The following is a 20,459-nucleotide window of genomic DNA, read 5'->3' on the forward strand; positions in this document are numbered from 1 at the left end:
CGCGCGGCATCGTCTTGGTCACCGCGGGGTCGAGGTCCGCCTTGTAGAACCAGATGACGCCGAGCCCGGGCCGGTAGCCGTCGTGGACCAGGTCGGCTTGTCGCGGCGGCGCTGCGCCGCGGGCCGCGGGGCTTCGAGGCGGTGGTCCTCGCCACGGCGGCCGAGCATCTCCGCACCGGCCATGACGGTCGGCTCCCAGTCGAAGACGACCGCGTTCTCCTCGGGGCCGATGGCGACGCCGTCGCCCGAGCGGGCACCCGCCTTCATCAGCTCCGCCTCGACGCCGAGGCGGTTGAGACGGTCGGCGAGGTAACCGACGGCCTCGTCGTTGTTGAAGTCCGTCTGGCGGACCCAGCGTTCGGGCTTCTCACCGCGCACGCGGTAGAGGCCGTCCTCCTCCTGGACCACGGTGAAGCCTGCGTCGTCGACCGCCTTCGGGCGGATGACGATCCGGGTCGCCTCCTCCTTGGGCCTGGCGGCGCGCGCCGTGCCGACCAGCTCGGCGAGCGCGAAGGACAGCTCCTTCAGGCCCATGTGCGCAACCGCCGACACCTCGAAGACGCGGTAGCCGCGGGCCTCCAGGTCGGGGCGGACCATCTCGGCGAGATCCTTGCCGTCCGGCACGTCGATCTTGTTGAGGACGACGATGCGCGGACGGTTGCCGAGGCCGCCGTACTGCTTCAGCTCTTCCTCGATGATGTCGAGGTCGGTGACCGGGTCACGCTCGGACTCCAGGGTCGCCGTGTCCAGCACATGGACCAGCACGCTGCAGCGCTCGACGTGGCGGAGGAACTCGAGGCCGAGGCCCTTGCCCTGGCTGGCGCCGGGGATGAGGCCGGGCACGTCCGCGATCGTGTAGACCGTCTCGCCCGCCGTCACCACGCCCAGGTTGGGGACGAGGGTCGTGAAGGGGTAGTCCGCGATCTTCGGCTTGGCGGCCGACAGGACGGAGATGAGGGACGACTTGCCGGCGCTCGGGTAGCCGACGAGGGCCACGTCCGCGACGGTCTTCAGCTCCAGGACGATGTCCTGGAAGTCGCCGGGGACACCGAGCAGTGCGAAGCCGGGCGCCTTGCGGCGGGCCGAGGCCAGCGCCGCGTTGCCGAGGCCACCGCGACCGCCCTGCGCGGCGACGTACGACGTGCCGTGGCCGACGAGGTCCGCGAGGACGTTGCCCGCCTTGTCGAGCACGACCGTGCCGTCCGGCACCGGCAGGATCAGATCCTGCCCGTCCTTGCCGGAGCGGTTGCCGCCCTCACCGGGCTTGCCGTTGGTGGCGCTGCGGTGCGGCTTGTGGTGGTAGTCGAGCAGCGTGGTCACGGACTGGTCGACGACCAGCAACACGTCACCGCCCCGGCCGCCGTTGCCGCCGTCCGGGCCGCCGAGCGGCTTGAACTTCTCCCGGTGTACGGAGGCACAGCCGTGGCCTCCGCTACCCGCGGCGACGTGCAGCTCGACGCGGTCCACGAAGGTGGTCATGGGATGTGCCTCCAGTTACGTACGAAAGTCCTGCGCAGCCCTGTACGCCACAGAGCCGCTTCCATTCGAAACACGCGAAAGGCGGACCCGCTTCCCGTACGGGAAGTGAGGTCCGCCTCGCGAAAGAACCGGTCAGGCGACCGGAACGATGTTCACGACCTTGCGGCCACGGTGGGTACCGAACTCCACCGCACCGGCGTCAAGGGCGAACAGCGTGTCGTCCTTGCCACGGCCGACGCCGTTGCCCGGGTGGAAGTGGGTGCCGCGCTGGCGGACCAGGATCTCACCGGCGTTGACGACCTGACCGCCGAAGCGCTTCACGCCGAGCCGCTGAGCATTGGAGTCGCGACCGTTCCGAGTGGACGATGCGCCCTTCTTGTGTGCCATCTCTCCTCAGTCCCTTACTTCGCAGCCGCGGGGATCTCAGTGACCTTGATCGCCGTGTACTGCTGGCGGTGGCCCTGACGACGGCGGTAACCGGTCTTGTTCTTGTAGCGAAGGATGTCGATCTTGACGCCCTTGTGGTGGTCCACGATCTCGGCCTGGACCTTGATGCCGGCAAGGACCCACGGGTCGCTGGTCACGGCGTCGCCGTCGACAACGAGCAGGGTCGAGAGCTCGACCGTGTCGCCAACCTTGGCAGTGGAAATCTTGTCAACCTCAACGATGTCGCCGACAGCAACCTTGTGCTGGCGACCACCGCTGCGCACGATGGCGTACACGCGGATCTCTCTCTCGCTCGGAACGGAACCCCGCAGTCCAGCCACGCGCTGCGCGAGCGGCCTCTCCCGAAGCGCACGTCATGCGAACACGCATGACACGCAGAATTTCGGGAGGAAGAGGTTTACGGGGGTGCGGCGCGTCAGGAGACACGCCGACGGTCTAGGTTACGGGGCCCGGCTTGAGGGGTCAAACCGGGCCACCGTCATGCTGTCGGAGCAGCGGAGGGACCGACTTCCGTCGGCCCTCCGCCGGTTCCGCGTCAGTCCTCGGTGGTCGCCGAGACTGTCGAACGGTCCTGCTGCTCGGCCGCCGCGGTCTTCTTCGCGGTGGTCTTGGCGGCCGTCTTCTTCGCGGTCGCCTTCTTGGCCGTGACCTTCTTGGCGACCGTCTTCTTGGCAGCGGTCTTCTTGGTGGCGGCCTTCTTCGCCGTCGCCTTCTTGGCCGTCTTGCGGGCGGCCGTCTTCTTGGCCGGGGCCGCGGCCTCGACGTCGGACTCGGGCGCCGTCTCGGGCGCCTCAGGGGCCTCGGCCGACTCCGCCGAGGCCGACGGGACGACCACGACGGCCGCCTCCTCGGACGCGGTGGGCGCGGTGGCCTTGCGGACGGCACGGCGACGCGGGCGGGCCGGCGCGGCGCTCTCGGCGGGCGCCTCGGCGACCGCCTCGGGCTGCGGCTCGACGACCTCGGCGGCGGCCTCGGGCACGGGCGCCGCGACCGGCTCCGTGACCGTCACCACGGTCTCTTCCGTCGCCTTCGGGGAACCGGCCGGAGCCGACACCTTGCGGGTGGCACGACGACGCGTACGGCCCTTGGGAGCGGCCTCGTCCTCCGGTACGGCGACCACGGGGGCCGGAGCGGCCTCAGGAGCCGGCGTGACCTCGGGAGCCTCGGCGACCGGCGCTTCGACGACCGGGTCCTCGACCGCGACCGGCTCGGACTCGGCGGCCTCGCGGGACGTCAGTGCCCGCTCGGTCCGCTCGACCCGCGCCTCACGGCGGCCCCGGGGAGCACGCTCCTCGGCCTTCGGCGCACCCGCGGGAGCCGACACGCGCCGGGTCGCCCGGCGCCGCGAACGACCGCCACGGGAAGCCGCGGCCTCCGCCTCGGCGGCGCTGCTGTACAGCTCCTCGTCCGGCTGGAACTCCTGCTCGACCAGTGCGACGGGCGCGGCGACCTCGGCGGCCACCTCGGCCTCGCTCTCGACCGTCTCCGGCTCCTCCGCGATCTCGTGCGTGTGCTCGAGCTCGTGGTCGTGCTCGAGCACCTGCTCGGCACCGCCACGGCCGCGCTTCTTGCGCTTGCCGCCGCCTCCGACCGAAGTCGGCTGCTCCATGTGCACGATCACGCCACGGCCGTTGCAGTGGACGCAGGTCTCGGAGAAGGACTCCAGGAGGCCCTGTCCGACGCGCTTGCGCGTCATCTGGACCAGGCCCAGCGAGGTGACCTCGGCGACCTGGTGCTTCGTACGGTCGCGTCCCAGGCACTCCAGGAGGCGCCGCAGCACCAGGTCCCGGTTGGACTCCAGGACCATGTCGATGAAGTCGATGACGACGATGCCGCCCAGGTCGCGCAGCCGCAGCTGGCGCACGATCTCCTCGGCCGCCTCCAGGTTGTTCCTGGTCACGGTCTCTTCGAGGTTGCCGCCCTGACCGGTGAACTTGCCGGTGTTGACGTCGACCACGACCATGGCCTCGGTCTTGTCGATCACCAGCGAACCGCCGCTGGGCAGCCAGACCTTGCGGTCCAGGGCCTTCATCAGCTGCTCGTCGATGCGGTACGTCGCGAAGACGTCGACCTCGGAGGTCCACTTCGAGAGGCGGTCGGCCAGGTCGGGCGCGACGTGGGACACGTACCCGTGGATGGTCTCCCACGCCTCGTCGCCGCTGACGATGACCTTGGTGAAGTCCTCGTTGAAGATGTCGCGGACGACACGGACGGTCATGTCCGGCTCGCCGTACAGCAGGGACGGCGCGTTGGAGCTGCCGCCGTTCTTCGCCTTCTTCTGGATGTCCTCCCACTGCGCCTGCAGGCGCTCGACGTCGCGGCGCAGCTCGTCCTCGCTCGCGCCCTCGGCGGCGGTGCGCACGATGACGCCCGCGTCCTCGGGGACGATCTTCTTGAGGATGGTCTTCAGGCGCGCGCGCTCGGTGTCGGGCAGCTTGCGGCTGATGCCGGTCATCGAGCCCTCGGGCACGTAGACCAGGTAGCGGCCGGGCAGGGAGACCTGGCTGGTGAGACGGGCGCCCTTGTGACCGATCGGGTCCTTGGTGACCTGCACGAGGACCGACTGGCCGGACTTCAGCGCGCTCTCGATGCGGCGCGGCCCGTTGGCCATGCCGAGCGCCTCGAAGTTGACCTCACCGGCGTAGAGCACGGCGTTGCGGCCCTTGCCGATGTCGATGAAGGCGGCCTCCATCGACGGCAGCACGTTCTGGACCTTGCCCAGGTAGACGTTGCCGACGTACGAGGTCGACTGCTCCTTGTTGACGTAGTGCTCGACGAGCACGTTGTCCTCGAGGACGCCGATCTGGGTGCGCTCGCCGCTCTGGCGGACGACCATCACGCGCTCGACGGCCTCGCGGCGGGCCAGGAACTCGGCCTCGGTGATGATCGGAACGCGACGGCGGCCCTGCTCGCGCCCTTCACGGCGGCGCTGCTTCTTGGCTTCGAGGCGGGTCGAGCCCTTGATGGACTGCACCTCGTCGGACGGGTGCTCGTCCTTCTTGCCGCGCGGCTCGCGGACCTTGACGACCGTGCGCTCGGGGTCGTTCTCGTCGGGCTCGGCCTCGGGGCCGGAGTCACCGGCGCGACGGCGACGGCGACGGCGGCGACGGCTGCTGCTGGAGCCGGAACCGCCCGGCTCGTCGCGCTCGTCCGCCTCCTCGGCGTCCTCCTCGGCCTGCTCGGCGGTGTCCTCGGCGTCCTGCGCGGCCTGCTCGGCGGCGTACTCGTCGTCACCGGCCTCACCGTCCGCCTCGGCGGACTCGCCACGGCGACGGCGACGGCCACCACGACGGCGGCGGCGGCGCGAGCCCGCGGACTCCTCCTCGGACTCGTCGTCCTCGACGCCGTCCTCGACGTCCTCGGCGGACTCGTCGGGCTCCTCCACCTCGTCGACGGGCTCCGGGGCCGGGGCCGGGGCCGCGGGCGCCTCCTCGACGGTCCGGCGGCGACGGCGACGGCGACCGCCGGTCTCCTCCTCGACGGCCACGGGTGCCTCGACGACCTCTTCGGCCGCGGGGGCCTCGACGGTCTCGGCGGTCTCGGCGGCCACTTCCGCCGCCTCGGCGGCAGCCGCGGCGGCAGCCCGCTCCGGCGTCTGGAACATCGGCTCGGTGAACACGGGCGCCTGGAACACGGCGACGGCCGGACGCGCGGGCCGTCGCGCGGACTCGGCCTCCTTCGGCGCGGGGGCGGAGAAACCGACAGCGGCCTTGCGCGTGGCACGGCGGCGGGTGCGGCGCGGGGCGCCGTCCTCGGTGGTCTCGGCCTCGGCCTCGGGCTTGGTCTCGGCGGCGGGCTTGCTCTAGCTGGGGCTGGTCTCGCTGGTCACGGGCGCCTCCACACGCTCGTCGGCGGCGTCGCCCTCGGGCGCACCGGCGGGCGCGGAGACGCGCCGGGTGGCGCGACGACGGGTGGTGCGGCGGGGTGCGGCGTCCTCGGCGGCGGGGGCCTCTTCGGCCTGGGCCTCGACGGGCTCCCTGACGGCCTCAGGGGTCTCGGTGACCTCAGGAGCCTCGGGGGTCTGAGCGGTCTCGGCCGCCTTGGGGGCGCCGGTCGGCGCGGAGGCGCGACGGGTCGCACGACGACGCGGACGGGCAGCGGGCGCCGCCTCCTCCTCGACGGCGGGGGCCTCTTCGACCTGGGCCTCGGCCTCGACCTCGGCGGGCGTGGTCGCGGGCACCACGGTGGTCTCCGCGGCCGGGGCCGCCTCGGCCGTCCCCGGCGCACCGGCGGGCGCGGACACCCGGCGGGTGGCGCGGCGACGCGTACGGCGCGGAGCGGCGTCCTCGGCGGGCTCGACCGGCTCGGCGGCAGCGGCCTGAGCCACCGCCTCCTCCACCGTCTCTTCGGTCTCTTCGGTCTCAAGAGCCTCGGGGGCCTCAGCGGCCTCGGCGGATGCCACCGGCGGTATGGCCGGAGCCGTGGTCTCGGCTACGGACTCGGACTCGGCCGCGCCCGTGGGCGGGCCGGCCGGACGCGACGCCGCACGGCGGCGGCGCCGCGGCGGCAGGGTGTCGCTCGGAGTGTTGTTGTTGTCGGAACCCTCGGTGGGTTCGGTCGGCTCGAGCATGCGGGTGGATCTCCCGTCAGGCTCCCGGGCGCCGCGCCTGGTCCGGCAGTGCCGGTGACGTCCGCGGCTCGCGCGATGCGCGGTGCCGCCGTCCGGGGCGCGGGCGCCGCACGGGAGCTCTCTGTGTCCTGTCTCGCCGGTTCCGTACGCCATGTGTGCGTACGGCCTGGCGAAAGTCTTCTGGTCGGTGCGCTGCCCGACCCAGGTGGCTCCCGGATCCGAGGGCGGCGCTACGACGTCCGTCCTTACGCGGGACCTTCCTTACGCCGACGCCTTCGCGGCGGCAGTTTCGGCGGCCCCTGTGCGATCGGCTGGGGCGGCCATGACTGCCTCGCGGTCGGGCGCGAGCGGGTCGGTCACCGTGCCGGTCTCTTCATCGAACAGCCCCTGCGCCAGCCTGGTCACCGCTGCGGCGACCGGCGGCGCCAGGTCGGCCACGGCGCGAAGACCGGACAGGACGTCGTCGGGTCGTACGGCAGGCGTCACGTGCCGAACAACCAGGCGCAGTATCGCACAGGGCTGGTCGGTCGGCCTATCAGCCCTCGGACTGTGCGCCTCCAGGCTCGCCACGGCACCGCGGGCGTCGAAGGTGCGCATCCCGTTCTTGGTCCTGCGCTGGACTTCCACAGTGGCGGCCGACTTGAAGGCGTCGACCGCGCGCTCCGCGTCCTCGGGCGCCACGCCGTCGAGGCGCAGCTCCCACACGGACGCGGTGAGCCGGTCGGCGAGACCCGACGTGCGGGCCTCGACCGCCTCGATGATGTCGAGCCCCACGGGCATCGACTCGTCGAGGAGCTCACGCAGCTTCTGAGGGTCACGCGTCTGGGTGAGCGCGATCTCCAGGTACTCCGCCTCGCTGCCTGTGCCGGTGGGTGCGGCATTGGCGTACGACACCTTCGGATGCGGCGTGAACCCCGCCGAGTACGCCATCGGCACCTCGGCACGGCGCAACGCACGCTCGAAGGCGCGCTGGAAGTCACGGTGGCTGGTGAACCGGAGGCGGCCGCGCTTGGTGTAGCGCAGTCGGATGCGCTGCACCGCGGGTGCGGGCGGCGGGCCTTCGGGCTGTCGCTTGCCCAGTGTCGTTCAGTCCTTCGTGAGAGCGGTCGTACTGCTACCTAGAGTACGTGTCCCGGCGGCTCCCGGTTCCCGCCGGTGCTTCGCCAGGGGCACCCGCTCGGGCTCCCGGGGCGTGCCGAAGAGCATCCGGCGGATGTCGGCGCGGGTCTGCCGCGCCGACTCGCGGGCGGTGGCCAGGGCCTGCCGGGTCACCCGGCCCACGCCGCGCGCGGCCTCGGCGGCGGGCCGCAGGACCATGTCCCGGACGACGTGTCCGACCGGCGTCAGCACGCTGCGGTACACCCAGCGCACGGGCTCCACGAAGATCCACCGGAAGAGTCGTCCGAGGAACCGGCCGACGGCGAGCGAGAGGTGTCCGGCCACCCGCCAGGCGTGCCCGATTGCGTCCCCGACCTCCCGCGCGACGACGGCGAGGACCCGTCCGACCGGCACGAACACCCAGCGCCACAGGGCGAGCGCGGGCAGCACGAGCAGGACGCGCAGGGTCCAGTAGAGCGCGGCGCCGATCCCGGTGAAGATCATCCGTACGAGCCACCCGGCTCCGCGCGCCACCCACGCGATCGCCCGTCCGACGGGAGCGAGGATCCACTCGTACAACCACAGCGCCGGTACGACGACCAGATGACGGACCAGCCAGGCCACGACCCGGTACACCCCGAACGCGACCGCCCCGAACCCGGTCCCGAGGCCCCTGAGCAGCCAGGCGACGGCCCGCCCGACGGGCGTCAGCACCCGGGCGTACACCCAGGCGATTGCGGCGCCGATGCCGCGGAGGACCCAGGCGAACCCCGCACCGACACCGCGGAGGACCCACATGAGCCCGGCGCCGACGCCCCGCGCCACCCAGGCGATCGCGTGTCCGACCGGTGTGAGCACCGTCTCGTACAGCCACACGGCGGGCACGACGAGCAGGACGTACCCGAGCCACGCCAGCGCCTTTCCGGCCGGCACCACGACGTACCGCCACAGCGTCACCCACGGCCAGACGAACACAGCCCACGCCACCCACTGGAGCACCCGCCCCGCGGGGCGCAGCACGGTGTCCCGCAGAAACCCTCCGCCGACCACCAGGGCGTCCCACAGCATGCGCACCGGCACGACGAGCACGAGGACGACGATCCGCACGGGCAGGCGGATCGCGACCGTCAGGCACCCCTCGGCCGGTACTGCGGGTCGCTCAGCAGGCGACTTTTCCAGATCCATACCGATGTAGACGCGTCAGGGCACCATCTGGATGCACACCCCCTGAGGCCGGTTGCGCTCCCGTCGAAACTCCTGGCGGTCGCGCCGTTCCGCCCGGTCTACCGTGCGTCGGCCGGCCGTTGGACACACACGTGCACGCCCGCACCGAGCCCCCAACCGCCCTGGGCCTGGTAGTGGTTCGCCAACTCCCTCTGGAATCCGCCCTGCCACCGCACCGGCCGCACAACCAGCAGTGATCACACGACTCTAGTCGGCGATCAGTCCCTCATGTGTCCCCTTGTCCGCTTATGAAGGGACCCCTGCCGAGGGAACACCGAAAGCTCCATGCACACTTTGCCTGTCGCAGTCCCGCCTCCAAGAGGATGATCCACGCATGATTACGCTCACCAAAGAAGACGGCCCGGCGGATCTGGACGGAGTCACCCATCTGTCCATCGGAGTGTCCTGGGATCCCACCGCGGGCAGCAGCGGTGGAGTGATGGGTGTACTCCGCCGCAAGACCGGCACCGACCTGGACCTGATCGCCATCGCGATGCAGGGCACGGACCCGGTGCGCCTGGCGGGCCTCGACTCGCTCGACCCCATGGGCAACGGTTCCCTGGTCCACAGCGGTGACAACCAGACCGGGCGCGGGGAGGGCGACGACGAGACGTTGACGGTCGAGTTCGCCCGGATACCGTCCAACATCACGACGATCGTGTTCATCGCCGCCGCCTTCAAGAAGGGCAGTTCCTTCCAGAAGGCCCGCAACATCAGCTTCAAGGTGTACGACGCGACCGGCGGCACCACTCAGCAGGTCGCCGACATCTGGCCGAGCCTGCTCACCCAGGACAACGGGTGCGCCGTGGCCAAGGCCGTTCGTGTCGACGGCAGCTGGAAACTCGAGGTCATCAATGTGACGGGGAAGATCAAGCAGGGTGACGAGCACGCCCTGATGCGCTTCGCCGTCAGCAAGTAGTTCGCCGTCAGTACGTAGGACGAGGCCCTCTCCACCGCGCTGGGCCTGGGTCGAGGCCCAGGCCCAGACCCGCTACTGCCGGGTGCTGCCTGGCGTCCTGGACCCGCTGGGCGCATTCGAACAACCAGACCGGGTCGCCCATCGCCTTGAACGCCTCCGTCGGCTCGGCGGCCCACGGACGGGGCCCACGTGTCGCGGCGGCCCCCCAGCCGATCGAGGCCGACGAGAACTTCGGCTCCACCCGCTACGCCGCCGACGAGCACGACGCCCTGCCCGCCGAAGCCGTCGCCGCTTCCCTCGGCTGCGGCAACCCCACCGCCGTGGCCGAGCCGCGCTCGGGCGAACGCGCCCTCGGCCTCGGCTCAGGACGCCGCATCGGCCCCCATGGCAGGGCGTACGGCCTGGACATGACCGGCGAGATGCTCGGCACGCACTCCGCCATCGTCCGCGCCACCGATTCCCCGGTCAGGCCCCGGCAGCCAGGACTGACCGGGCCCCGGACGGCTCCGACGAACCCTCCTGCGCGGGCCCGGCGCCATCTGACGCCGAATCATGTTCCCCTCCGGATCATTTCCTCTGCGGCTACATCGCATCTTGCCACCCAGGTGATCCAGATGCCCCGGGCCGACAGGACACCTAGCCTGAGTCCAAGGGACTGGATACAGACGCCCTCGTTCTCCACGAGGATGCGTCCGCACCTTCAGGAGAGGGCCGCTATGACGACATCATCCGACACTCCCGTGCTCGACACCCTGGCCGCCATGACACTCGATTCGGTCGAGCGGTGCGGGTTGCCTGCGGACACGCTCATCCTGACGCGCATCGCCGCCCTCGCGGCCATGGACGCGCCGCCCGTTTCCTATCTGGCCCACATCGACCCCGCGATCGAGACCAATCTGACCGCGGAGCAGGTACAGGACGTACTCGTCGCCGTCGCACCCATAGTGGGTACCGCCAAGGTCATGGCCGCGGCCGCGAACATCGCCAAGGCTCTAGGATTCGCCATCGCCGTGACGGAAGCCGAGTCAACGAAGTAGCCGGACTCTCCACCCCAGAAACCTCTGCCCGTCGCCGCCGACCACCGTGATCGGCCTGCCACGGGCAGCGGTCCCCACCGGGCACCGAAGGCTGTCAGCCGTCGGTGCCTTCCTCCGTTCGTGCGAAACCCGCGGCCCCACCCTCGCGCAAGGGCCTCACGATGCCGACACAGCCGAGAATTGGGGCCACTGTCGACGGGCCCCGGGACCACGGAGATCCTCAGTGAACGGAACCCTCTCGCTGGTCCTGCTTCTGGTGTTCCTGTGGGGTCTGTACTCACAGCGGATCGCGCGGGTCGAACTCACCGCTCCGGCGACGTTCGTACTGCTGGGCCTCCTGCTGGCCAAAGGAATCGGCGTACTGGACCTGGCCCCCTCGCCGGAAACGGTGCGGGGGCTCGCGGAAGTCACACTGGTGGGGGTGCTCTTCACCGACGCCGCGCGGCTGTCCTTCCGGGCGCTGCGGCCTGAACTCGGTCTGTACGCACGGCTTCTGCTGCTCGGTCTGCCGATGTGCATCGGCCTCGGCACGCTGCTGGCGGTGGCTGTCCTGCCCGGGGTCACGGGCTGGGCCGCCTTGTATGTCGGGGCCGCACTCGCTCCGACGGACGCCGCGCTCGGCGCCGCGATGATGGTCGATCCGATCGTGCCCGCGAGGATCCGCCGACTCATCAACGTGGAGAGCGGCCTCAACGACGGCATCGCCACCCCCGTCGTGCTGCTCGCCCTGGCCGGGGTCGCCGCCGCGGCCGAGGGAGGCTCGGACGTCCACGCATCCGGCCATGCCGTGGTGGAACTGACCATCGGCCTCGCGTACGGAGCCGCGCTCGGGCCGGCTGCCGGATGGCTGCTGCGCTCCGCTCTGCGGAGGGGCTGGGCGGCCGAGGACGTCGCCGGGCCGAGCATCCTGGCCCTGGCCCTCCTCAGCTACACCTCCGCCCTCGCGATCGGCGGCAACGGCTTTGTCGCCTCCTTCGTCGCCGGACTGGGTTTCGGATCGACACACGGTGCCCCGCGGCGCGTGCTGTTGTTCGTCGAGCAGTCCGCGTCTCTGCTCTCCGTACTGGTGTGGCTGCTCTTCGGCGCCGTTGTCCTTCCGGCCGCTTTCGGTCATCTCACCTGGCAGGCGGCCCTCTACGCGCTCCTGAGCCTGACGGCGGTACGCATGGTGCCGGTGGCCGTTTCCTTGATCAGGAGTGATCTGGACCGCAACACCGTCCTGTTCGTGGGCTGGTTCGGCCCTCGCGGGCTGGCGTCGATCATCTTCGGTCTGCTGGCGGTCGAGGAACTCCACCCGCCCGCCTCGACCGCGATCGTTCCGGTGGTCGCCCTCACCGTCCTGCTCAGCGTCCTCGCACACGGCCTCACATCCGCTCCGCTCGCCCGGCGCTACGGGAGAGCGTCGGCCACGACAGGCGCAGGCCCTGCCGGTCCCGATCTGCCCGTACGAGGCATGACACCCGGAGGACCATGAATGCCGTCAGCCACCCCCAGCCGCGCCTCATGAGCGTGTGCGAAGTCACCGCATACGTCGGACCACCTGCGCCTCCGCCCTATCGACCGGCGTGCGGCTATAGACATGGGCCAGGGGAAGAGGGCGGGCGCAAGAGGTGCCCAGCGGTGGATCCGGTCCGCGCGCAGCATGTACGTGACCACTGCCGCAGGGTGGAACGGCACGTGATCGATGGTCTGATGCTCCCAGCGATCCGCGACCCCTCGGCTCATACGCGCTTGCAGGCCTTCTCGGGTCAAGTCCTTCAGCCTGGCACAGAAGTGGGCGCTCCAGTGGCGCTTGTCGACGTCCAGCGCAAAGGCAAGCAACTCGAGTGCGTACTCGTGGGGTTCGAGGGACAGCTCCTCCCGCACACCGCGCCGGGCCACCGCATGTACGTCGGGCGCGTTCCTGCCGGACGAGTCGATGTGACGTGACATGCCTTCGTCGACAGAGGAGTTCCAGACACCCGGGGCCATACGGACCCGGTCACTGCGCTGACTGCCGACCAGCAGGCCGTCGGTGGTCACCACCGCCACATTCACAGCGAAGCTGCACTGCAGAAACGCGGGTGCCCGCAGCGGATCGTCCGGCGTGAGATACCGGGAACGAGGGGTTGTCCCGTCGGCCAGTCGGCGGTCGAGCGGCTGAGCGGCTGAGCGGCTGAGCGGCGAGAAAGGTGTAGTAGTCCGTCGGGCGAAGCCTCAGGTGGACCACGGGTTGCTCTTCGAGAGCGGTGCGCGAGACGTCGAACGACTCGACCGCGTAACGAGGACCGTTCCACAAGGGAGTCCGCCCCTCCGCCCGCAGACGCTCACTCTCCCCCTCGACCTCGGCCCGCCAGCCGTCCATGTCCGAGGGCAGCTCGATCTCCGCGTCGAGCACGCGGACGTGGACCGCTTCGGGGGGTATGGACGACTCGCAGTCCCCTTCGACGATCAGGGCGGACGTATGCAGAGGGCCTATGGAGAAGGTCCTCCACGCGGGACCGGACCCCTCCCGTTGCCTCAGGCCGCGCACCGCGCGGGTGGAGCGCGTACGCAGCTGAACCAGCCGTCCTGCAACGGTTGCTGGAACAGCACGGCACACAGCATCCCGAGTACGGCACCCACGACTCCGTTGGCCACATCGATCCCGCCCATGCCAGGCAAGTTGATCACGCCGCGCGCGATCTTGCCCTTTCCGTTACGGCCGACTCGGATCAGCGCGGCAGCCTCTGTGACCGACAGGCGTCGGCTCAGCCTGTTCGGACCTCGGGCGGTGCTACTGGCCGTTCGCCGGCGGCAGGTCCTGCTCGGTCCAGATCGTCTTGCCGGTGGGTGTGTAGCGCGTGCCCCAGTGGTGGGTCATCTGGGCGATGATGAACAGACCCCGGCCTCCCTCGTCGTCGTTCGCGGCGTGCCGCAGATTGGGCGTGGTGTGGCCGGTGTCGGAGACTTCGCAGATCAGGTTCCGGTCCCGGATCAGACGTACCTGGATCGGGCCGCCGACATAGCGGATGGCGTTGGTGACCAGTTCGCTGACGATGAGCTCGCTGGCGAAAGTAAGGTCTTCCATCCCCCAGTCGCGGAGCTGCTTGCTGACGGCGGTGCGGATGGTGGCCACGGCCGCCGGGTCCGGGGGCAGTTCCCACTGGGTGAACTGGTTCCGGTCGAGCAGGCGTGTGCGGGCGATGAGCAGCGTCGCGTCCTCGTCCACGGCCCCGGGCAGCAGGGCGGTCACCGCCCGGTCGCACAGCTTTTCGAGAGACTCCCGGTGGTCGGCGAGGACCTGGGACAGCTGCGCGAGCCCGGCGTCACGGCCGGCGGCCGCCTGGAGGAGGCCGCCCGTGAAGAGGGCGACGAGACTGCCCGGCGGGAGCTCCAGATCCATGCTCTGGTACGGCAGGCCACCGATTCCCAGCGGCGGTCCGGGGGGCAGCTCCGGACGGTCGACGACACCCGTGTGCGGTTCGACGACCACCAGCACCGACTCCCCGGCCCGCGCCAGACTGCACTTCCCCGAGACGGGGTCGTACACCGCGTACAGGCAGGTCACGCCCAGGGCCTCGTCGGCCTGCGGCCTCAGGCTGCCCGGGCCTTGGCCGGCTCCGCGCTCGTGCGCGGTCTGCTCGACCAGGTCGTCCAGGCGGGACAGGAGCTCGTCCGGGCTCAGGTCCAGCCGGGCCAGGACACGCACACCCGTGCGCAAGCGGCCCATGGTGGCCGCGGCGCGCAGGCCGTGACCCAGTACGTCCCCGACGACCAGGCCGACCCGGGTGCCCGACAGGGGGATGACGTCGTACCAGTCGCCTCCCACCCCGGACCCGCTGTCGGCGGGCAGGTAGCGGCTCGCCGCGTCAACGGCGGCGTACGACGGCAGGCGGCCCGGAAGCAGGCTCCGCTGGAGTTTGAGGGCCACGGCATGGCCACGGGTGACCAGCGGCATCAGCAGGAGACCGACCAGCAGGGCGCCCAGGCCCAGGACGGTGACCCCGCCCGTCCTGCCGATCAGCGGCAGGTCGACGCTGGTCGTGCCGTATTCGGGTTTCGCGTAGACGACGAAGGCGGCGTAGAGGAACAACAGGAGCATGATCAGCCCGCCGAGCCCCGGCAACACGCCCTTGAAGACCAGGTCTCTGGCACTGCGGGTGAGGACCTTGCGGTGGTACCAGACGCAGGCGAAGCCGGTCAGTCCGTACTGGAAGGCGATCGCGAGACCGATCGAGTCGATCGAGTCGGCCAGGACGTTATGGCTGAACGACTTCAACAGGACCAGCACGGCGATCGACACCGCGCCCATGCCGACGGTTCCCCAGGTCGGGGTGAGAAACCTGCGGTGGACCCGGGCGAACCGGGCAGGGACGGCCTTGTGGACCGCCATGGAGAAGACGGTCCTGGCCAGGGGCAGGATAGTGGTCTCGGCGGAGGCCAAAGCGGAGGTCAGCACCATCAGGATCAGCAGTCTCGACAGGAGTAGCCCCGTGCCGTCGCTCCCGAACACGGCGTCGCCCAGTCCGGAGAACACATTGTCCGAGTTGTGCGTGTTGCCCAGCCCGATGCCCGAGGCGCCGACTCCCGCGAACGCCTGCGCCGAAGTGGACACCAGTCCGTACAAGATCAGGAGCAGCACGGTGGACATGACCGCGGCGCGCCCGGGGACGCACGTGCTGTCGACGGTCTCCTCGTTGACCGCGAATGAGGTGTCCCAGCCCCAGTAGATGAAGACCCCCGCGAGGATGCCCGAGGTCAGGGCCGTTGCCGAGGGCACCTCGAACGGGTTGAACCAGGAGGCGGAAACGTGGATCGCCGTAGAGGGAGGGCTCGTGTAGACCCTGACCAGTGCGGCGACGGCGAACATGATCAGCATCACCACTTCCAGGCACAGCAGCCAGCGCTGGACAGCCGCCGAGAACTCGATGCCGACGTAGCAGATCGCGGTCAGCACGCCGATCCAGGCGATGCCCGCCACGGTGGTCCACAGCCGGTTCTCCGCCAGTCCGTCCAGGCCCACCAGCCGGAAGCCGTAGGCGGCGGCGACCTCGGCGAGGCTCGCCATGACGATGATGTTGGCGACGATGAGGCCCCAGCCGCCCATCCAGCCGGTGCGCGGTCCGAAGGCGCGGGTGGCCCAGGTGAAGGTGGTCCCGCAGTCGGCGTTGCTCGCGTTCAGCTCCCGGAAGGCGCACGCGACCAGCAGCATCGGGATGAACGCCAGCATGGTGACGATCGGAGCCTGCAGTCCGACCCCGGCCACGATGATGCCCAGCGTGGCGGCCAGGCTGTACGCCGGGCCGGTGGAGGCCAGACCCATGGCCACCGAGGAGAACATGCCCAGGGCGTCGTTCTTGAGCCCTTTCCGGCCGGACCCCGTCCCGGGAGCGGGGCGGTCGACAGACTCGGCGCCGCCAAAGTGCCTCACACTTGATTCCAACGCCGGGCCACTCCCCTCCGCAACAGCGCAGGGACAGCAGAATGACCCGGACCGGACTCAAACCCGCTCCACCACTGAGTGGAAGTCCACCACCACTGAGTGGATCTCCGAGGCGCCTCTGGGCTCCGCGAGGGCCTCGATCACCCGATCGAGGCCCTCGCTCACCTCAGTGCGCGTGACCGCTCCCTGCGGGGGCCGGTGCGGCGTTCTTGACCGTCAGCGGCAGGAGCTTCTTGCCCGTCGGGCCGATCTGGATGCTGGTGTCCATCTGGGGGCAGACACCGCAGTCGAAGCACGGGGTCCAGCGGCAGTCCTCGACCTCCGTCTCGTCGAGGGCGTCCTGCCAGTCCTCCCAGAGCCAGTCCTTGTCGAGGCCGGAGTCGAGGTGGTCCCAGGGGAGGACCTCCTCGTAGGTCTTCTCGCGGGTGGTGTACCAGTCGACGTCCACGCCGAAGGCGGGGAGGGTCTTCTCGGCGCAGGCCATCCAGCGGTCGTACGAGAAGTGCTCGCGCCAGCCGTCGAAGCGGCCGCCGTCCTCGTAGACCGCACGGATGACGGCGCCGATGCGGCGGTCACCGCGGGAGAGCAGGCCCTCGACGATGCCGGGCTTGCCGTCGTGGTAGCGGAAGCCGATGGAGCGGCCGTACTTCTTGTCGCCGCGGATCTTGTCGCGGAGCTTCTCCAGGCGGGCGTCCGTCTCCTCGGCGGAGAGCTGGGGCGCCCACTGGAAGGGGGTGTGCGGCTTGGGGACGAAGCCGCCGATCGACACCGTGCAGCGGATGTCGTTCTGGCCGGAGACCTTGCGGCCCTCGGCGATCACGTTCATCGCCATGTCGGCGATCTGCAGGACGTCCTCGTCCGTCTCCGTCGGCAGGCCGCACATGAAGTACAGCTTCACCTGGCGCCAGCCGTTGCCGTACGCCGTGGAGACGGTCCGGATGAGGTCCTCCTCCGAGACCATCTTGTTGATGACCTTGCGCATGCGCTCGGAGCCGCCCTCCGGCGCGAAGGTCAGACCGGAGCGACGGCCGTTCCTCGTCAGCTCGTTCGCCAGGTCGACGTTGAAGGCGTCCACACGGGTCGAGGGAAGGGACAGGCCGATCTTGTCCTCCTCGTAGCGGTCGGCCAGGCCCTTGGCGATGTCGCCGATCTCCGAGTGGTCGGCGGAGGAGAGGGAGAGCAGGCCGACCTCCTCGAAGCCCGTCGCCTTCAGGCCCTTCTCCACCATCTCGCCGATGCCCGTGATCGAGCGCTCGCGCACCGGGCGGGTGATCATGCCCGCCTGGCAGAAGCGGCAGCCGCGCGTACAGCCGCGGAAGATCTCCACCGACATCCGCTCGTGGACCGTCTCGGCCAGGGGGACCAGCGGCTGCTTGGGGTACGGCCACTCGTCGAGGTCCATGACCGTGTGCTTGGACACACGCCACGGCACGCCCGACTTGTTGGGCACGACACGGGCGATACGGCCGTCGGAGAGGTACTCGACGTCGTAGAACGCCGGGATGTAGACGTTGCCCGTCTTCGCCAGGCGGAAGAGGACCTCCTCGCGCCCGCCCGGGCGGCCCTCCGCCTTCCAGGCCCGGATGATCTCCGTCATGTCGAGCACGGCCTGCTCGCCGTCACCGATGATCGCCGCGTCGATGAAGTCGGCGATCGGCTCGGGGTTGAACGCCGCGTGGCCGCCGGCCAGGACGATCGGGTCGTCGAGCGTACGGTCCTTGGACTCCAGCGGGATCCCGGCCAGGTCCAGGGCCGTCAGCATGTTCGTGTAGCCCAGCTCCGTGGAGAAGGACAGACCGAAGACGTCGAAGGCCTTCACCGGGCGGTGGCTGTCCACCGTGAACTGGGGGACCCGGTGCTCACGCATCAGCGCTTCCAGGTCCGGCCAGACGCTGTACGTGCGCTCGGCGAGGACGCCCTCGCGCTCGTTCAGTACCTCGTAAAGGATCATGACGCCCTGGTTGGGCAGTCCGACCTCGTACGCGTCCGGGTACATCAGCGCCCAGCGGACGTCACAGGCCTCCCAGGGCTTGACCGTGGAGTTGAGCTCTCCACCGACGTACTGGATCGGCTTCTGCACATGCGGGAGCAGAGCTTCGAGCTGTGGAAACACCGATACAGCGGCTTCGGCAGGCATCTCGCGAACCTTCGTGAGCTGGGAGGTACTGACAAGGGGTGACCATCCAGACTAACGCGGCCGGGACCGGCCCCCGTACGCCTCAGACGGCACCCTTGTCCTCGATCGCCTCCCACTCCCCCGGCAGCGCCCCCTCCAGCGCTGCCGCGCGCTGCTCCGCGCGGCCGTACAGCACCCCGTACGTGAACGCGTTCTCGCCCGCCTCGTGCGCCTCGGTCGCCAGCTCCCGCAGGGCCCCGCGGACCATGACACTGTCCTGGTGGTCGCCCAGCAGCGTCTGCAGGGACTTCATCGACTTGACCAGGTCGGCGGCGGGGTCGCCGAGGGCGGGGGTGGCCGCCTCGGCCGCGTAGCGCGTGCGCTTGGCCTTCTTGCGGGCGTCGTGCATCGCGAGGTCGCGCTCGGAGCCGGGCGGCAGTTCCAGGGCCTCGCCGACCAGGCCGGCGACCTTCTCGAAGTCCTTCCGTACGGCCTTGGCGATCACCTTCTCGGGCTTCTTCGAGGCCGCCTCCCGCAGGGGCGGACCGGCCACCAGGGTGTCCAGCGTCGTCAGCAGGTCCAGGTAGCGCTTGCCGTCCAGTACGGCGATCAGGCGTTGCCTGGAGCCGGAGCGGCGGGCCCCCGACCAGGTGCTCACACGGGCCTGGACGGGGCCCGTGACCAGTTCGGACGGGAGGTCGTCGAGCGCCGCCGTCAGGTGCTCGGTGAGGACCTCCTGGTCGCGGTCGACGCCCAGCTCGGCGGCGAGCCACTTCAGCTCGACGCCGATCGGGTCGGTGACGGTGCGGTCGAGGATCTTGCCGTACGAGCGGAAGGTGCTGCGGAGGCGGCGGGTGGCGACGCGCATACGGTGCACGGAGTCGGGCACGTCGCGGCGGACGGCGGGGTCCAGCTCGACGATCGCGTCGCGCTGGGCTCGGACGTAGGCGAGGACGTGGTCGCCGGCGGTGCGCGGGGCCGAATCGGGGGGTTCGGGCCTCGCGGGCGTCGCCGTCGCCTTCGACGCGTCAGCGACCTTGTCGGCTTTCCCCGCCTTCCCCGCCTTGCCCGCCTTGCCCGCCTTGCCCGTCTTCCCCGGCGCTGCGGACTTCCGGGGGGCCGTGTCGTCGAGTGCCTTGGCCAGTTTGGACGCGGAGGCGGAGCGGGTGAGGCCCGCCTTGCGGAGCTTCTTCTCGACCTTGTCGAGGAAGGCCGGATCACCGTCGTCGGCGAGCTCCACCTCGATCTCGGTCCATTCCGCGCTGCCCGCGCCGCCGCTGAGGCGCTCCGCGTGGACGCGGTCGACGCTGACCTCGGCGAGGAGGGTGCCGGAGGCGTCGACGAGGTGGCGGACGTCGCGGGCCGACAGGAGACGTACGACGGGGACCAGTTCGGCCTCGCGGATGCGGGAGCGGACGAGGGCGGTCAGGTCTTCGGGGACGGTGTCGGAGAGGGGGGCGCGGATTTCGTCGCGGACGCCCTCGGAGACGGGGAGTTTGAGGTGCCAGCCCGCGTCGTCGCCGCCGGTGCGGCGGCGGAGGGTGAGGGAGGCGGTGGCGAGCCGCTGGTCGGCCGTGTCGTAGTAGGTGGCGTCCAGTTCGGCTACGCCCTTGTCGATGACCCCGGAGACTCCCGGGACGTCGGTCAGGTCCGGGAGTGGCGCGTCGCCGCCGGCCGGGGGACCCTCGTACTTTCGCTCGATTTCGCGCTTGGTGTCCGCCATGAACTGAATCTAGTGGCTGTCGGGCCGGGATGGCAGTACCAGCCCCTGCCGGGCCCTCCGGGAACGACCGGATCTCGCCCCCGCCGCCCCTGCCCTCTCCCATCACGCCCAGGGGTGCCGCCCCTTCAACCCCGCCGGGGGCTACGCCCCCTGCACCCCCGCGGGGCTTCGCCCCCGCACCCCACCGGGGGCTGCCGCCCCCTGGACCCCCACAGGCTCCGCCCCGAACCCCAGCTTCGGCCTGAACGGCCTCGCCCTCAATACACCGGACGGGCTGAGTGACACGGGCCGGGCGGGTGAGCTACGGCCCCCGACCACGGCCTCAGACACCGGACGGGCCGAGGGTGCGGGCCAGGGTGGGTGGGGCAACGGTCTTCGGGCTCCCTCACAAACGCCGGACAACCGCGGGCTTTCAGGAGCGCGGGGAACTGCGCGACCAACC

The 20,459-nt window shown here is 70.6% G+C and carries 12 protein-coding genes and 1 pseudogene; 3 read left to right on the forward strand and 10 right to left on the reverse strand.

The window, feature by feature from the left end; all coding sequences use genetic code 11:
- Positions 1-18 precede the first annotated feature (18 nt).
- The 6 genes and pseudogenes from obgE to ABZ656_RS14540 form a co-directional block, all read right to left on the reverse strand.
- The gene (gene obgE / locus ABZ656_RS14515; protein ID WP_360267880.1) at positions 19-1,479 is read right to left on the reverse strand and encodes a GTPase ObgE; all 1,461 of its coding nucleotides are present in this window, start codon (positions 1,477-1,479) and stop codon (positions 19-21) included.
- A 132-nt stretch (positions 1,480-1,611) separates the two neighbouring features.
- Positions 1,612-1,866, reverse strand: coding sequence for a 50S ribosomal protein L27 (gene rpmA, locus ABZ656_RS14520; RefSeq protein WP_028802588.1), 255 nt, complete (start codon positions 1,864-1,866; stop codon positions 1,612-1,614).
- Between the two features lie 14 nt (positions 1,867-1,880).
- Positions 1,881-2,201: a 50S ribosomal protein L21 gene (gene rplU / locus ABZ656_RS14525; RefSeq protein WP_006374708.1), complete on the reverse strand. Its 321-nt coding sequence runs from the start codon at positions 2,199-2,201 to the stop codon at positions 1,881-1,883.
- Between the two features lie 260 nt (positions 2,202-2,461).
- A pseudogene (locus ABZ656_RS14530) lies at positions 2,462-6,496 on the reverse strand (Rne/Rng family ribonuclease).
- A 261-nt stretch (positions 6,497-6,757) separates the two neighbouring features.
- On the reverse strand, positions 6,758-7,534 hold the full coding sequence (locus ABZ656_RS14535; protein ID WP_360267884.1) for a TIGR03936 family radical SAM-associated protein: 777 nt from the start codon (positions 7,532-7,534) through the stop codon (positions 6,758-6,760).
- 48 nt (positions 7,535-7,582) lie between these two features.
- Positions 7,583-8,779, reverse strand: a complete 1,197-nt coding sequence (locus ABZ656_RS14540) for a hypothetical protein (RefSeq protein WP_360267887.1) — start codon at positions 8,777-8,779, stop codon at positions 7,583-7,585.
- Between the two features lie 373 nt (positions 8,780-9,152).
- On the opposite strand from ABZ656_RS14540, the gene ABZ656_RS14545 reads away from it, so the two are divergent.
- From ABZ656_RS14545 to ABZ656_RS14555, 3 genes are all read left to right on the forward strand, one after another.
- Positions 9,153-9,737 (forward strand): TerD family protein, encoded by a 585-nt coding sequence (locus ABZ656_RS14545; protein ID WP_168508659.1) that lies wholly within the window; start codon positions 9,153-9,155, stop codon positions 9,735-9,737.
- A 146-nt stretch (positions 9,738-9,883) separates the two neighbouring features.
- Positions 9,884-10,774, forward strand: a complete 891-nt coding sequence (locus tag ABZ656_RS14550) for a hypothetical protein (RefSeq protein ID WP_360267890.1) — start codon at positions 9,884-9,886, stop codon at positions 10,772-10,774.
- 223 nt (positions 10,775-10,997) lie between these two features.
- Positions 10,998-12,248: a cation:proton antiporter gene (locus ABZ656_RS14555; RefSeq protein WP_360267893.1), complete on the forward strand. Its 1,251-nt coding sequence runs from the start codon at positions 10,998-11,000 to the stop codon at positions 12,246-12,248.
- A 1,025-nt stretch (positions 12,249-13,273) separates the two neighbouring features.
- Here ABZ656_RS14555 and ABZ656_RS14560 read toward each other — a convergent pair.
- The 4 genes from ABZ656_RS14560 to ABZ656_RS14575 all read right to left on the reverse strand — a co-directional run bounded on the left by ABZ656_RS14560 (position 13,274) and on the right by ABZ656_RS14575 (position 20,017).
- Positions 13,274-13,408, reverse strand: coding sequence for a hypothetical protein (locus ABZ656_RS14560; protein ID WP_360267895.1), 135 nt, complete (start codon positions 13,406-13,408; stop codon positions 13,274-13,276).
- A gap of 121 nt (positions 13,409-13,529) precedes the next feature.
- Positions 13,530-16,166, reverse strand: coding sequence for an amino acid permease (locus ABZ656_RS14565; protein ID WP_360267898.1), 2,637 nt, complete (start codon positions 16,164-16,166; stop codon positions 13,530-13,532).
- 178 nt (positions 16,167-16,344) lie between these two features.
- Positions 16,345-18,315, reverse strand: coding sequence for a TIGR03960 family B12-binding radical SAM protein (locus ABZ656_RS14570; protein WP_360267900.1), 1,971 nt, complete (start codon positions 18,313-18,315; stop codon positions 16,345-16,347).
- Positions 18,316-18,397: 82 nt separating this feature from the next.
- A complete protein-coding gene (locus ABZ656_RS14575) occupies positions 18,398-20,017 on the reverse strand; it encodes a CYTH and CHAD domain-containing protein (protein WP_360267903.1) in 1,620 nt (539 codons plus the stop codon).
- Positions 20,018-20,459 lie beyond the last annotated feature (442 nt).

Origin of the sequence: Streptomyces sp. NPDC007095, from assembly GCF_040634475.1 — a bacterium.
Lineage (GTDB): Bacteria > Actinomycetota > Actinomycetes > Streptomycetales > Streptomycetaceae > Streptomyces.

Bases quoted from the DNA above. Each gene is read 5' to 3' on its own strand.
- ABZ656_RS14540 (WP_360267887.1), bottom strand. From the start codon at position 8,779: ATGGATCTGGAAAAGTCGCCTGCTGAGCGACCCGCAGTACCGGCCGAG.
- obgE (WP_360267880.1), bottom strand. From the start codon at position 1,479: ATGACCACCTTCGTGGACCGCGTCGAGCTGCACGTCGCCGCGGGTAGC.
- rpmA (WP_028802588.1), bottom strand. From the start codon at position 1,866: ATGGCACACAAGAAGGGCGCATCGTCCACTCGGAACGGTCGCGACTCC.
- ABZ656_RS14545 (WP_168508659.1), top strand. From the start codon at position 9,153: ATGATTACGCTCACCAAAGAAGACGGCCCGGCGGATCTGGACGGAGTC.
- ABZ656_RS14570 (WP_360267900.1), bottom strand. From the start codon at position 18,315: ATGCCTGCCGAAGCCGCTGTATCGGTGTTTCCACAGCTCGAAGCTCTG.
- ABZ656_RS14560 (WP_360267895.1), bottom strand. From the start codon at position 13,408: ATGGGCGGGATCGATGTGGCCAACGGAGTCGTGGGTGCCGTACTCGGG.
- ABZ656_RS14575 (WP_360267903.1), bottom strand. From the start codon at position 20,017: ATGGCGGACACCAAGCGCGAAATCGAGCGAAAGTACGAGGGTCCCCCG.